General features: G+C 66.4%; 12 protein-coding genes and 1 tRNA gene. 7 read left to right on the top strand and 6 right to left on the bottom strand.

Features of this window, described 5'->3' with window-relative positions; genetic code table 11:
- Positions 1-75: 75 nt before the first annotated feature.
- Complete coding sequence (locus H9639_RS06660; RefSeq protein ID WP_191807311.1) at positions 76-774, top strand: helix-turn-helix transcriptional regulator; 699 nt, start codon at positions 76-78, stop codon at positions 772-774.
- Positions 775-813: 39 nt separating this feature from the next.
- On the opposite strand, the gene H9639_RS06655 is transcribed toward H9639_RS06660, so the two are convergent.
- Positions 814-889 (bottom strand) — tRNA-Lys (locus tag H9639_RS06655).
- 199 nt (positions 890-1,088) lie between these two features.
- On the opposite strand from H9639_RS06655, the gene H9639_RS06650 reads away from it, so the two are divergent.
- The 3 genes from H9639_RS06650 to H9639_RS06640 all read left to right on the top strand — a co-directional run bounded on the left by H9639_RS06650 (position 1,089) and on the right by H9639_RS06640 (position 3,586).
- Positions 1,089-1,733 carry a hypothetical protein gene (locus H9639_RS06650; RefSeq protein ID WP_191807310.1) on the top strand — a complete coding sequence of 215 codons (645 nt, stop codon included), beginning with the start codon at positions 1,089-1,091 and terminating at the stop codon, positions 1,731-1,733.
- Positions 1,734-1,956: 223 nt separating this feature from the next.
- The gene (locus tag H9639_RS06645) at positions 1,957-2,574 is read left to right on the top strand and encodes a DUF47 domain-containing protein (protein WP_191807309.1); all 618 of its coding nucleotides are present in this window, start codon (positions 1,957-1,959) and stop codon (positions 2,572-2,574) included.
- A gap of 1 nt (position 2,575) precedes the next feature.
- Complete coding sequence (locus H9639_RS06640; RefSeq protein WP_225219257.1) at positions 2,576-3,586, top strand: inorganic phosphate transporter; 1,011 nt, start codon at positions 2,576-2,578, stop codon at positions 3,584-3,586.
- An 81-nt stretch (positions 3,587-3,667) separates the two neighbouring features.
- Here the strand turns inward: H9639_RS06640 and pstB are convergent, their stop codons facing one another.
- The 4 genes from pstB to pstS all read right to left on the bottom strand — a co-directional run bounded on the left by pstB (position 3,668) and on the right by pstS (position 7,844).
- Positions 3,668-4,447 carry a phosphate ABC transporter ATP-binding protein PstB gene (pstB, locus tag H9639_RS06635; RefSeq protein WP_191745254.1) on the bottom strand — a complete coding sequence of 260 codons (780 nt, stop codon included), beginning with the start codon at positions 4,445-4,447 and terminating at the stop codon, positions 3,668-3,670.
- Positions 4,448-4,524: 77 nt separating this feature from the next.
- Complete coding sequence (gene pstA / locus H9639_RS06630; RefSeq protein ID WP_191807307.1) at positions 4,525-5,625, bottom strand: phosphate ABC transporter permease PstA; 1,101 nt, start codon at positions 5,623-5,625, stop codon at positions 4,525-4,527.
- Positions 5,625-6,557, bottom strand: a complete 933-nt coding sequence (gene pstC, locus H9639_RS06625) for a phosphate ABC transporter permease subunit PstC (RefSeq protein WP_191807306.1) — start codon at positions 6,555-6,557, stop codon at positions 5,625-5,627. The genes pstA and pstC overlap by 1 nt, the downstream gene beginning before the upstream one ends.
- 168 nt (positions 6,558-6,725) lie before the next feature.
- Entirely contained in the window at positions 6,726-7,844 is a 1,119-nt protein-coding gene (gene pstS, locus H9639_RS06620; protein ID WP_191807443.1) for a phosphate ABC transporter substrate-binding protein PstS, read from the bottom strand.
- A gap of 275 nt (positions 7,845-8,119) precedes the next feature.
- Between pstS and H9639_RS06615 the strand changes: the two genes are divergently transcribed.
- The 3 genes from H9639_RS06615 to disA all read left to right on the top strand — a co-directional run bounded on the left by H9639_RS06615 (position 8,120) and on the right by disA (position 11,914).
- Positions 8,120-9,250: an FUSC family protein gene (locus tag H9639_RS06615; protein WP_191807305.1), complete on the top strand. Its 1,131-nt coding sequence runs from the start codon at positions 8,120-8,122 to the stop codon at positions 9,248-9,250.
- Between the two features lie 65 nt (positions 9,251-9,315).
- Positions 9,316-10,683: a DNA repair protein RadA gene (gene radA / locus H9639_RS06610; RefSeq protein ID WP_191807304.1), complete on the top strand. Its 1,368-nt coding sequence runs from the start codon at positions 9,316-9,318 to the stop codon at positions 10,681-10,683.
- A 151-nt stretch (positions 10,684-10,834) separates the two neighbouring features.
- Entirely contained in the window at positions 10,835-11,914 is a 1,080-nt protein-coding gene (gene disA / locus H9639_RS06605; RefSeq protein ID WP_191807303.1) for a DNA integrity scanning diadenylate cyclase DisA, read from the top strand.
- A 33-nt stretch (positions 11,915-11,947) separates the two neighbouring features.
- On the opposite strand, the gene H9639_RS06600 is transcribed toward disA, so the two are convergent.
- Positions 11,948-12,610, bottom strand: a complete 663-nt coding sequence (locus H9639_RS06600; RefSeq protein WP_191807302.1) for a hypothetical protein — start codon at positions 12,608-12,610, stop codon at positions 11,948-11,950.
- Positions 12,611-12,678: the final 68 nt, after the last annotated feature.

The following is a 12,678-nucleotide window of genomic DNA, read 5'->3' as shown; positions in this document are numbered from 1 at the left end:
GCCACGATCTTCGCAGGCCGATTGGACACTGGTGTGTCACTATTTCTGGCATGATTCTTGGCTGGGGGTAGAACGATGAAAAGAGGAGAGCGGCTCCACGCACTCACCGAGATGCTGCGGCGCAGCGGTGCCCGCGGGTGCACGGCGGACCGGCTGGCGGGCGAATTCGGCGTGTCGGTGCGCACGGTCAAGCGGGACCTCGACGCGCTCGAGAACAGCGGGGTGCCGATCTGGTCGCGTCCGGGCCCCGGCGGCGGCTACGGCCTGGCCGCCCGGTCCAGCCTCCCGCCGATCAGTTTGTCCCCGTCCCAGGCTGTGGCGCTCCTCGCGGCTGTCTCGGCTGCCCCGGACGCCCCCTACTCCGACCTTGCCTCAGCCGGCATCCGGAAGATCCTGGACGTCCTTGACCCGCGGACCCGGAAACGGGCTGACGAGCTTGCTCGCCGTATCTGGGTAAACCCGGAACCGGCCCCGGCGCGGACAGTCAGATCCGCGCTTGAAGACGCGATGGCCGATCAATATGTTGTGCGCATCCACTACACCTCGGGGGACGGCAGCAAGACTATCCGCGATGTCGAACCGGTGATTTTCGCGTCCACCAACGGCCGGTGGTATTTGATCGGGTGGTGCCGGCTGCGCAATGAAATGCGCTGGTTCCTTATGACGCGCATTGAGCGGGCGAGCGTGACCAGAACGCGGTGTTCGGGCCACAGTGTTCAGGAGATTGGCAGCCCTCCGGCGACGGCCCGGTCCGTGCACAGTGCCGGCGGGTGAGGGACGCAAGGCCGCCGGTTCATTCGCCCGGCGGCCAGCTGGTGGGCCCTGTGGGGCTCGAACCCACGACCCACGGATTAAAAGTCCGATGCTCTACCAACTGAGCTAAAGGCCCCCACCAACAGAGCAGGTGCTGATCCTGAGAAACAGAACACACCTGCCGCGTTGACTTTTCCACTTTATCGCACGGCCAAGGAATCGTGGAAACCCTCTCCGCTGTTCCAGCAACGGCTGCTCCGGCTGCCCTTCCGGGTCCGGCTTCCGAGGCGGGCAGCCGCCTCGATTCCCTGTGCCGGCGGGAGTATTCTCAAACCATGAGTGATCCGGATTCGTCAGCCCCCCGCCATCACAAGCCGAAGCTCTATGCACCCATGGACTTTGCCAACCATCCGGGCGGAGCGGACCCTGCCCGGGTTTCCGAGGCTGCCCATCTGGCGGCCCAGGCCCTGGTCAGTCATGGCCGGGAAAGTGACGATCCGGAGGTCACCCGCCGTCTGGTGGAACTGGGAGACCAGCAGGGCCTCGAAGCCGTAGCGGAGATCTGGGCGACCAGCCCCGCGCGCTCCCTCCCCGGCGCTCTCTGGCGGCTCTATGCCCTCCGTGCGGCGGTCCAGCAGAACCCCGAGCGTGTTGCCGCTCTGTATGCCGCCGGCAAGGAAGCCGCGCAGGTCTCCAAGGTGGTGGCCGGTGTTGCCGAGCCGCTGGGCGCGGATGAGGTGCGGGCCATGGCGGATACGATCCTGTCCGGCGCCTTCAAGGGGGACTTCGACGTCGCCCTGGAGCGGTTCGCTGCATTCTGCCGGGTCATCTCACTGGGCGAAACCCACCATGCGGACTCGGCGGAAGCAGGCAACAGTGCCCGTGCCACCGAGCTGACACGCAATGCCCGGCAGCTGGTGGTGACAGCCGAAGATCTGGAGTATTCCGCCGAGGCGTGGCGCCGCGGAGAGCTGGACTAGGCCGCACGCGCCGCTGCGGAGGCCTGTGGACACTCCAGTTGACATCAGGGACGGGGAGTAGAAAACTGAAATTGGTGTCGGACCGCGGAACCCCCGGGCTTCAACTTAGAGCCGCTTCGAGCGGCCTTCCGCCGAGAGGCGCTCCCGGTCCGGCACCGCTCCCATCTTCCCCATCGGATATTCTTACCGGTGTGATGAGCTCCCAGCACACCCGGCCTGTCCGATGAAGCTCCGGCTGTTCCCCCAGGAAAGCGCGGGACTTGACCTGCTTTCCCGCATGGCGGTCCAAGCGGTGCGCGGCACTGCGACCCTGTCGGAGGCGCTGGGCGCCGAGTCTGCTGAGTTTCCGCGCCTCGCCGAAGAGCTGCACACGCTGGAAGCGGAAACCACCGAGCTGCATTTTGCCCTGATGACTCAGATGCGGACCAGTTTCATCAATCCGCTGCCCCGCGAAGACCTCTATGACCTGTCCCTCATCCTGCTGACCGTGATGGAACGGCTGGACAGCGCGGCAGAGATCATTTCGCTTTACAAGCTGACGAACGTTTCCCGGCGGGCCGCCGAACAGCTCGAGGTCCTGGGCCGGCAGTCCGAGCTGACCGTTGCCGCCATGCGCACCCTGGCGTCCCTCGAAGACCTCGAAGACTACTGGATCGAAATGCTGCGCCTGAGCAAGCGGGTGGAGCGGACCCACCGGATGTGGCTGGCCGAACTGATGAACGACCACAAGGCCCTGTCCTACATCCGCCACCGGGACCTGGCCGACCAGCTCGCCGCGGCGTCCAAGGAACTCCGCCGGGTCGGCACCTATGTCGGCAACATCCTCGTGCGGGAATCGTAGGTTGACCACCGCACTGCTCGTCGCCGTCTTCGCCTTCGCGGGCTGTTACGCCTTCATCAACGGCTTCCACGACGTCTCCAACTCCGTTGCCGCAGCGGTCCGGACACGTGCCCTGACACCCGGCGTCGCCGTCGTGCTGGCCAGTGTCTTCAACCTTTTGGGCGCCCTCATGAGCACGGCCCTGGCCCTGGTCCTGGCTGACCTGTTCGTCAAGCTGCCCCCGGGCAGCAGCGGCCTGGGGATTCTTATGGCCGGCCTGGCCTCGGCCTGCGCCTGGGGCTTGTGGACCTGGTGGCGGCGGATGCCGTCCTCTTCAACGCATGCACTGGTGGGCGGCATTATCGGTTCCGGCGCCGCATCGGCCCTGGTCGGCGGGCCCAGCATCACCGAGTCCTTCCGGATCCTCTGGGACCAGATCGCCCTTCCGCTGCTGCTCTCCCCCGTAATTGCCTTTGTGCTGGCCTATCTGCTGGTCTACCCGGTGATGTGGCTGATGCGGTACAGCTCGCTGCGCCGCGGCGACGCCGGGAACCGCATTGCGCAGTCAGTGCTTTCCGCCGCGTTTTCGGTGGGCCACGGCATGCAGGACGGGCAGCGGACGATGGCGGTGCTGGTGCTCGGGCTGGTGGCCGCCGGCTACTCGACCGGGACGGAAATCCCGTGGGGCGTGCAGGTCTTTGCCGGCACCGCGCTGGCCGCCGGCTCGCTGTTCGGCGGGTGGCGGATCACCCATACGCTCGGCTACCGGCTGGTGCGGATCGATCCGCTGCGCGGCATGAGCGCGCAGGCGGTGGCCACCGGAATGCTGTTCCTGGGCGGACTGTGGCTGCACATCCCGCTCTCCAGCACCCAGACCATGACGGCGGCCATTGTCGGCGCCGGCGCGAACCGGCGGTTTGCCGCCGTCCGGTTCATCCCGCTGCGCAACATCCTGGGGACCTGGCTGATCACGGCCCCTGCCGCGGCCCTGCTGGGCGGAATCTTCTTCCTGGCCCTGAGCCCGCTCCTGTAGGCTCCGCGCCCCGCAGAAGCCGCCCAGACGCCGCAGGGCCGGACACCAGCGGTGTCCGGCCCTGCGGCTGTAGAGGTGGGGTTATCCGAAGCGTCCGGAGACGTAATCCTCGGTGGCCTTCACCGACGGGTTGTTGAAGATGACGGTGGTGTCGTCGTACTCGATCAGTTTGCCGGGCTTACCCGTGCCGGCGATGTTGAAGAACGCTGTTTTGTCCGAGACGCGGGCGGCCTGCTGCATGTTGTGCGTGACGATCACAACCGTGTAGTCGCTCTTGAGCTCCTCGATCAGGTCCTCGATGGCCAGCGTGGAGATGGGGTCCAGGGCGGAGCACGGCTCGTCCATGAGGATCACCTCGGGAGACACTGCAATGGCGCGCGCAATGCACAGGCGCTGCTGCTGCCCGCCGGAAAGGCCGGAACCGGGCTTGTCCAGCCGGTCCCGGACTTCTTTCCAGAGGTTGGCGCCGGTGAGGGACTTCTCCACCAGGTCATCGGCGTCGGACTTGGAAATGCGCTTGTTGTTCAGCTTCACTCCGGCCAGCACGTTGTCCCGGATGGACATGGTGGGGAACGGGTTGGGCCGCTGGAAGACCATGCCGATGTGGCTGCGGACGGTCACCGGATCAACGCCGGGTCCGTACAGGTTCTCGCCGTCGAGCAGCACTTCGCCTTCAACGCGTGCGCCCGGAAGGACTTCGTGCATCCGGTTCAGGGTGCGCAGGAAGGTGGACTTGCCGCAGCCGGACGGGCCGATGAACGCCGTGACTGACCGCGGTTCCATCTTGATGCTGACGTCTTCGACCGCCAGGAAGTCGCCGTAGAAGACGTTGAGGCCCTTGACGTCGATTCGCTTGGACATGTGTTTCCTTCTGTTCTGTTCCGGTGGAGCATCCAGTCGGATTCTCCGGTGCCGCCGCAGCGGCCGGGTCTGGAGGGTCAGCGGCCGGTCTTGGGCGCGAAGATCCGGGCAACGAGGCGGGCGCCGAGGTTCAGCAGCATGACCATGACAATCAGCAGCAGCGCCGCGGCCCAGGCACGCTGGGTGCTCGGGTCCGTGTTGGTGGGCGAGGTGGGGCTCATCAGCTGGCGGTAGATGAACGTCGGCAGGCTGGACATCCAGCCGGCGAACACGTTCAGGTTGATGGTGTTCACGAATCCGGCGGTCACCAGCAGCGGCGCAGTTTCCCCGATCACGCGGGCGATGGCCAGGGTCACGCCGGAGGCGATGCCGGAGATGGCGGTGGGAACGACGACCTTCAGGATGGTCCGCCATTTCCGCACACCCAGGGCGTAGGCGGCTTCACGCAGTTCGTTGGGAACGATCTTCAGCATTTCCTCGGTGGAACGCACCACCACGGGGATCATCAGGACCGAAAGCGCGACGGCGGCGACAAAGCCCGTGCGGGTTCCGGGGCCGAAGAGCAGCCCGAAAAACGCGGCGGCGAACAGGCCCGCGACGATCGACGGGATGCCTGTCATCACGTCGACAAAGAAGGTGATGGCCCGGGCCAGGGGGCCGCCGCGGCTGTATTCCACCAGGTAGACGGCGGTCAGCAGGCCAATCGGCACGGAAATGATGGTTGCCCACAGCGTGATCAGCAGCGTGCCCATGATCGCGTGGTAGGCGCCGCCGAGGACGGGGCCGCCGGTTTCGACGGTGTTGTTGTCCACGGTTCCGGTCATGCCGCCCATGGAGGTGAACAGGAAGTCGGGGCTTAGGCCGGGCAGGCCGCGGACCAGCACGGTGAAGATGACCGAGATGAGCGGGACAAGCGCCAGGATGAACGCACCGAAAATCAGGTTGGTGGCGAACCGGTCGGTGGCCCGCCGGCTGCCTTCCACCATTCGGGTCACGATGGTGCTGCCGGCCACGAAGAGAATGGCGGCGAAGATGGCGAAGGAAGCGATGTGGAACCCGAGCAGGGCCGAGAGCGCCGCTCCCAGGACGATCGAAGCGGCCAGCACGGCCCACATGGCGTAGCCGGGGAGCTTGTTCTTGGTCAGGGCGGAAGAACGGGTCAGCGTGGTTTCAATCATCAGTTGGCTCCCGAGAATTCTTTGTGGCGGCTGATGATCCAGCGGGCAATCACGTTGACGATCAGGGTGATCACGAACAGGACCAGGCCGGCGGCGATCAGTTCAGACAGCCGCAGCCCGTAGGCCTCGGGGAAGTTGAGGGCAATTTCTGCGGCGATGGTCTGGTTGCCCGGCCGGATCAGGCTGGCAATCAGTCCGCCGGAGGAGAGCACCAGGGCAACGGCCATGGTCTCGCCGAGGGCGCGTCCCAGGCCCAGCATGACGGCGCTGATGATGCCCGGGCGGGCGAAGGGCAGCACGGCCATCCGGATCATTTCCCAGCGCGTGGCGCCCATGGCGAGCGCCGCTTCCTCATGCAGCTTCGGAGTCTGCAGGAAAATCTCCCGGGTCAGGGAGGTGATGATCGGCAGCACCATCACGGCCAGCACGACGCCGGCGGTCAGCATGGTCTTGCCGGTCTGGCTTGCGGGGCCGGCGAAGATCGGGATCCAGCCGGCGTTCTCGGCCAGCCAGTTGTACGGTCCCACCAGGGCGGGGGCCAGGACTGTCATGCCCCAGGCGCCGTACACCACGGAGGGAATCGCTGCCAGCAGGTCCACGACGTAGCCGAGGCTTTGGGCGAGCCGGCGCGGAGCATAGTGCGAGATGAAGAGGGCGACGCCGATTCCCACCGGAGTGGCGATCAGGAGTGCGATCGCGGCCGCGATGACCGTGCCAATGACCAGCGGGAAGATATAGGTGAAGAAGCCTGATCCGCCCGAGATGTCCGCCGAGGGTGCAGTGAAGGTGGGAAGCGCCTGCCAGAGCAGGAACGCGGCCACTGCGAACAGGACAGTCAGGATCAGGCAACCCGCCAGCAGTGTGATGCCGGAGAAGACCTTGTCTCCTGCGCGGCCGGCACCGCCGGCGCCCTGTATTGACTTGCTTGACACTGCACAACCCTTCGAACTTTTGTTGGCAACTTGCTTCACTGTGGACAAGACACCGCACTCGCCAGTTTTCACTGTCAGCCGGTGAACTTCAAGCTGGCTCCCTGGCCGGGCAAAGCCCCCGCAGCGCGCCGTGGCGCTGTGCGGGGGCCTGCCGCGGCTGGCCGGGTCTTAGGACGCGGCCTTGATGGATCGGAGGGCCTGAACGGCCTGCTCCTGCAGGTTAGCGGACAGCGGGGCGTTACCGGCGGCGTCGGAAGCTGCTGCCTGCCCCTCATCGCTGACGACGTATTCACCAAAAGCCTTGACCAGATCCACCGTCTCCTGGTCCTGATAGGTGGTGCAGTAGATGTGGTAGGAGACCAAAACCACAGGGTAGGCGCCGGATTCCGTGGTGTCGCGGGCCAGGTCCATAGCCATGTCCGCGTCAGGGCGGCCTTCACCGGTGACCGGCGTCGAGGCTTCCACAGCCTTGGCCGCGGCCTCGGAGGTGTAGGCAACGTACTCGTCCCCCACCTTGACCGAGACCTTGCCCATGCTGCCGACTGCGGAGGCGTCAGCGTAGGTAATCGCACCTTCGGTGGCGCTTGCCGCGGAGACGACGCCGCTGGTGCCCTGCGCGTTCTCCTGGCCGTCGAGCTCTGCCGGCCATTCGCCGTCGGCCTCCGTGGTCCAGACCTCCGGAGCCGCGGCAGCGAGGTAGTCGGTGAAGTTAGTGGTGGTTCCGGAGTCATCTGCCCGGTGGACCACGGTGATGGGGGTGGCGGGCAGCTTGACGCCCTCGTTCTGCCCGGCGATGGCCGCATCGTTCCAGGTGCTGATCTCGCCGCGGAAGATGCCGGCGATCGTGGCGGCGTCCAGGTTCAGTTCCTTGATGCCCTCCAGGTTGAAGGCGATGGCGATCGGGGAAATGTAGGCGGGAACGTTGAAGGCTCCGTCCGGGCCGCAGACCTCCTGTGAAGCGGCAGTTTCTTCATCCTTCAGGTAGGCATCCGAGCCGGCGAACTGCGCACCGCCGGCCAGCAGGGCCTCACGTCCGGCTCCGGAACCGTCCGGCGAATACTGAATCGATGCGCCGGGGTTGGCGGCGTTGAATCCGGCGATCCACGCGTCCATGGCCGCTGCCTGGGAACTGGCGCCAACACCGGAGAGCGTCCCCGAGACGGTGGAAGCGGAGGCAGAAGTTTCAGTGCCGGCGGCGTCGGTGGCGTTGTCGCTGCCGCATGCGGCCAGGGACAGTGCTGCCACCGAAAGAACGGCCGCAGTGCGGCCAAAGCGGAATACCTTCACGATTGTGGTCCCTTTCAAGGGTGGTATATCCGGCGCGTCAACGCCGGGAGTCTGTTCGCTGGGACGTTTGGTCGTCCCGGATTGAGACTGGCCCGCCAAGGTGAACGGAAGGTTAACCCGGGTCAAGCAGTTCGGGAATTCTGCGCCGGAACCGGAAACGGGCCTTTCTTCACCGGCCATTGCGTCGGTCCGCGGAATGCTCCCGCCGGCCCCTGACCGGGGTCACACTCCCGCCGGCTCGGCATTGACCGGCCCCCGCCGCCTAGACTGTTGGCATGCCCGCCCGTGACCGTCTTTCCGCCACCCGCGGTTTCCTGCGGGACCGTATCCGGGTGGGCCTCAAACGCAGCGGCGCCTCGGTCCTCCCCGCCCTGCAGATGACCATCTGCGCGGTGGGTGCCTATGCCTTCGCTGAGTATGTGCTGGGCCACGAGGGGCCCCTGTTCGCGGCGACGGCCGCGCTGATCTCCCTGGGGTTCTCCAGGGAACCGCGGATGCGGCGGGTGCTGGAGGTCGGGATCGGCTGCACCCTGGGCATCACGGTCGGTGAACTCCTGCTGCATCTGCTTGGCAACGGCCTCTGGCAGGCCGGCGTCGTCCTCTTTATTTCCCTCCTGCTGGCCCGCTTCCTGGACCGCGGAGTCATCTTCACCACCCAGCTGGGCCTGCAGTCACTGCTCGTGGTGCTGCTTCCGGCTCCCGACGGCGGTGTTTTTACCCGCAGCGCGGACGCCGTGGTGGGCGGCGTCTTCGCACTGGTTGTCACCATGCTGGCGCCGCGTGATCCCCGGCGGGAACCGAAGTCCAATGTGCGGGAACTGCTGAGCGAGCTCTCCGCTGTGCTGCGCCAGACCGCTGATGCCCTGGCCCGCAGCGATTCCACCCTGGCCTGGCACGCGCTGGTCCGGGCCCGCAACACCCAGCCGCAGCTGGACATGCTCTCGCGCAGTATCCGGGACGCGCGGGAGGTCGCCCGGATTTCCCCGGCCTACCGCCGCTACCTCGCCGAGCTGGGGGACCTGCGCGGCTCGGTCAGCTACCTGGACCTGGCGATCCGGAATTCCCGTGTGCTGGCCCGCCGGACCACATCGGTGATCAACCATGCAGCGCTTTCGGATGAGGCGGTGGAGAAGGTCTCCGAGGTCATTAATGACACGGCCGACGCCGTTGATGTGCTGGCCCGCGCGCTCGGCGGCGGCGAATCCCCTGCCATGCGCGAACGCCACCTGCGCCAGGCCCGGAATGAGCTGGCCGCCGTCGGCTCCCGCCTGCACCCGGCGTCCCTGGCCGTCACCGACCTGCACGGCGATGCCCTGGTGATGCTGTTCCGCCCCCTGGTTGTGGATCTGCTCGAAGCCACCGGCCTCACCCATGAGGAAGCAGTGAGCTGCCTTTCCAAGGTCTAGCTTTCCCCTGTGCCCGGCGTCTTTTCCGGCCGGGCACTGTCAGTGCCGCGGGATAGCCTGATGGCATGGCCACGAAGACATCCCGGGTGAAGACTGCCAACTACCGCTGCACCGAGTGCGGCTGGACCGCGGCCAAGTGGGTGGGCCGGTGCGGTGAGTGCCAGGCGTGGGGAACGGTGGAGGAAGCCGGAGAGGTCCTGGCCCGCACTACGGCGGCAGCAACGGTTGCCCGCCCTGCCCAGTTGATTGCCGACGTCGATGCCACCACGGCCGCCTACCAGCCGACCGGCGTCGGGGAACTGGACCGTGTCCTGGGCGGCGGGCTGGTGCCCGGTGCCGTCATCCTGCTGGCCGGGGAGCCCGGCGTCGGGAAGTCCACCCTGCTCCTGGACGTCGCCTCCCGCGTGGCCGGCCTGGGGCGGGACGTTCTGTATGTCACCGGCGAGGAGTCCACCGCCCAGGTCAAACTGCGTGCGGAGCGGATCGGCGCGGTGTCCGGCAGCCTGTACCTGAGCGCCGAAACCGACCTTGGCCAGGCGCTGGGCCAGGTGGACCAGGTCAAACCGGCCCTGCTGATCGTTGACTCCGTCCAGACCCTCAGCAGCGCAGCCGTTGACGGCAGTGCCGGCGGCGTCAGCCAGGTCCGCGAGGTCGCGGCATCCCTGATCAACGCGGCCAAGACCCGCAATATGACCACGCTGCTAGTCGGGCACGTGACCAAAGACGGTTCCATCGCCGGCCCGCGGCTGCTGGAGCACCTGGTGGACGTGGTCTGCCAGTTCGACGGCGACAGGCACTCCCGTCTGCGGCTGCTCCGCGCCGTCAAGAACCGCTACGGGCCCACGGACGAAGTCGGCTGCTTCGACCTCACCGAGGACGGCATTGAAGGACTCGCTGATCCCAGCGGACTCTTTGTTTCCCGGACCAAGGACCCGGTTTCCGGCACCTGCATCACGGTGACCCTTGAGGGGCGGCGTCCGCTCGTTGCGGAGGTGCAGGCGCTGCTGGCCGAAACGGGCAATGCCCAGGCACGCCGAGCCACCAGCGGTCTGGATTCGGCCCGGGTGGCGATGCTGCTGGCTGTGCTGCAGCAGCGGGCATCAATGAACCTGGCCAAAGACGACAGCTACGTGGCGACAGTAGGTGGCGTGAAACTGACGGAACCGGCCACCGACCTGGCCGTCGCGCTGGCCGTTGCCTCCGCCAAAATGAACAAACCGCTGCCCGCCCGGCTCATCGCCTTCGGTGAGGTGGGGCTGGCCGGAGAAGTACGCCCCATCCCCGGCATCGCGCGCCGGGTGCAGGAAGCCGAACGGCTTGGTTTCAGCCATGCCGTGGTTCCGGCGTCCCCCAACGGGCCGGGCCAGGTGCCTGCCGGGTTCAAGGTGAAAGAGGTGTCAACGCTCTCCGAGGCCCTGGAACTGCTCTTCTAGGCCGTTCCCGCCGGACCGGGCATCATGTTTCATTTGTCATACTCCGGTGCCGGATGTGCAAAACGCTGCCTTTTCGCGCATTACTATGGTGAAGTGTCTGCGCACCCATGCCCAGAACACCCCGGGCCGGACTGGCCGGAAGGAAGTGACAATGGCGGCTCGCACCCCCGAGGATGCGCTGAAGGCCACCCTGGCCAGGGTAGCGCCCGGAACTGCACTGCGCGACGGGCTTGAGAGGATTCTGCGCGGCCGTACCGGCGCGCTCATCGTCCTCGGGTTCGACCGCACGGTGGATTCCATCTGCTCCGGCGGGTTCGACATTGGCATTGAGTTTTCCTCCACCCGGCTGCGTGAACTGGCCAAGATGGACGGCGCGATCGTCTGTGACAAGGACGGCGCAAATATCCTCCGCGCCGCTGTCCAGCTGGTGCCGGACCACACCATCGAGACGCACGAGTCCGGAACCCGGCACCGCACCGCTGAGCGGGTGGCCATCCAGGCCGGCTTCCCCGTCATATCGGTCAGCCAGTCCATGCAGATCATCCAGCTCTACGTGGGCGGTTTGCGCCATGTGCTGGAAGGCTCCGAGCCGGTGGCGGCCCGCGCCAACCAGGCACTCGCCACCCTGGAGCGGTACCGGGCCCGCCTGGACCAGGTCACCAACTCCCTCTCCGCACTGGAAATCGAAGCGATGGTCACCATGCGGGACGTCGCCGTCACGCTCCAGCGCCAGGAAATGGTGCGCCGCATCTCCGAAGAAATCTCGCAGTATGTCCTGGAACTCGGGGTTGACGGCCGGCTGCTGTCCCTTCAGCTCGAGGAACTGACCACCGGGCTGGGCCCGGGCAGCGAGATGATCATCCGGGACTACGCAGACGCCAGCGGCAGCGTGGATGACATTGAGGAACGCATGGCAACGCTGCAGAACCTCAGTTCCTCGGACATGGTGGATCTGGGCAGGATCGCCACGGTGGTCGGTTTCCAGCCCGGCCAGGAATCGCTGGAAGCGGTGGTCCAACCGCGCGGCTACCGTCTGCTGAGCAACATCAAGAGTGTTCCCCCAGCGGTGTCCAACCGGCTGGTGGACCACTTCGGCGGCCTGCAGAACCTGATGGCAGCGAACATCGAAGACCTGATGCAGGTGGACGGAATCGGCGAGCAGCGCGCCCGCACGGTCCGCGAGGGCCTGTCCCGGATTGCCGAAACGAGCCTGCTGGACCGGTTTATGTAACTGGCTGCGCAGCCAGGCCACCCGTTCGGCGGATCAGTCCAGCTGGAAAACGGCCTTCTCGCTGGTGACCTCTCCCAGACGGGCGGTAAAGACGTACCAGCCCGGATTCGGGTTGCTGGCAACGGCCCCGCACCCGGGCGCTGAACGCAGCCGCTCCCAGGTGAAGTTGGCCTTCTCGGTGGCGCCGGCAGCAAATTCCTTCATCAGGTCCGCTCCGCCGTCCTGGCAGTCCGCGGAGGAGAAGATCCGGTCTGAGCCGCTGGTGACGATGAATTCCATCTGGTTGGTGCCGACATTGATTTCACACGGTGCCGTGCCGGTGTTGGTCACCGAGAGCGTCAGCAGAGGATTACTCCCGGCTGGATAAGCGGGGGCATCGGTGGATGCTGCCACCTTCACCGACGCAGGCGGGCATTTGGTATCGGGCTCCTCGGACTTGCCGGATGCAGCCGGGTCCGATGCGCCGGCACTGCCCGGTGCACTGCTCTGCGGGCTGGACGGCGAGGAGGAATCCGGTGCGGCGAGGAATGCCTCCGAGGCCGAGGCGTCGTTGTCACTGCGCAGGGCCCCCGCCAGGGCGGAGCCTCCCCAGATCAGGACGCCGAGCATAAGGACAACCGCAAGCAGCAGGACCAGCCGGCGCCGGCGGTACACCGCTTTGCTGGGCTGGGTTCTGCTGGATCCTTTTGCCGCCATGGTTTAAGGCTAGGGAGCCAGGCCGGGATTACGGCGGACCCCACGCCGGTCAGTAGAGTATTGCTGGT

Origin of the sequence: Arthrobacter gallicola (assembly GCF_014836775.1) — a bacterium.
Taxonomy (GTDB): Bacteria; Actinomycetota; Actinomycetes; order Actinomycetales; family Micrococcaceae; genus Arthrobacter_B; species Arthrobacter_B gallicola.
Note: the sequence above shows the minus strand (reverse complement) of the source record. Positions and strands in the feature narration are given on the sequence as shown.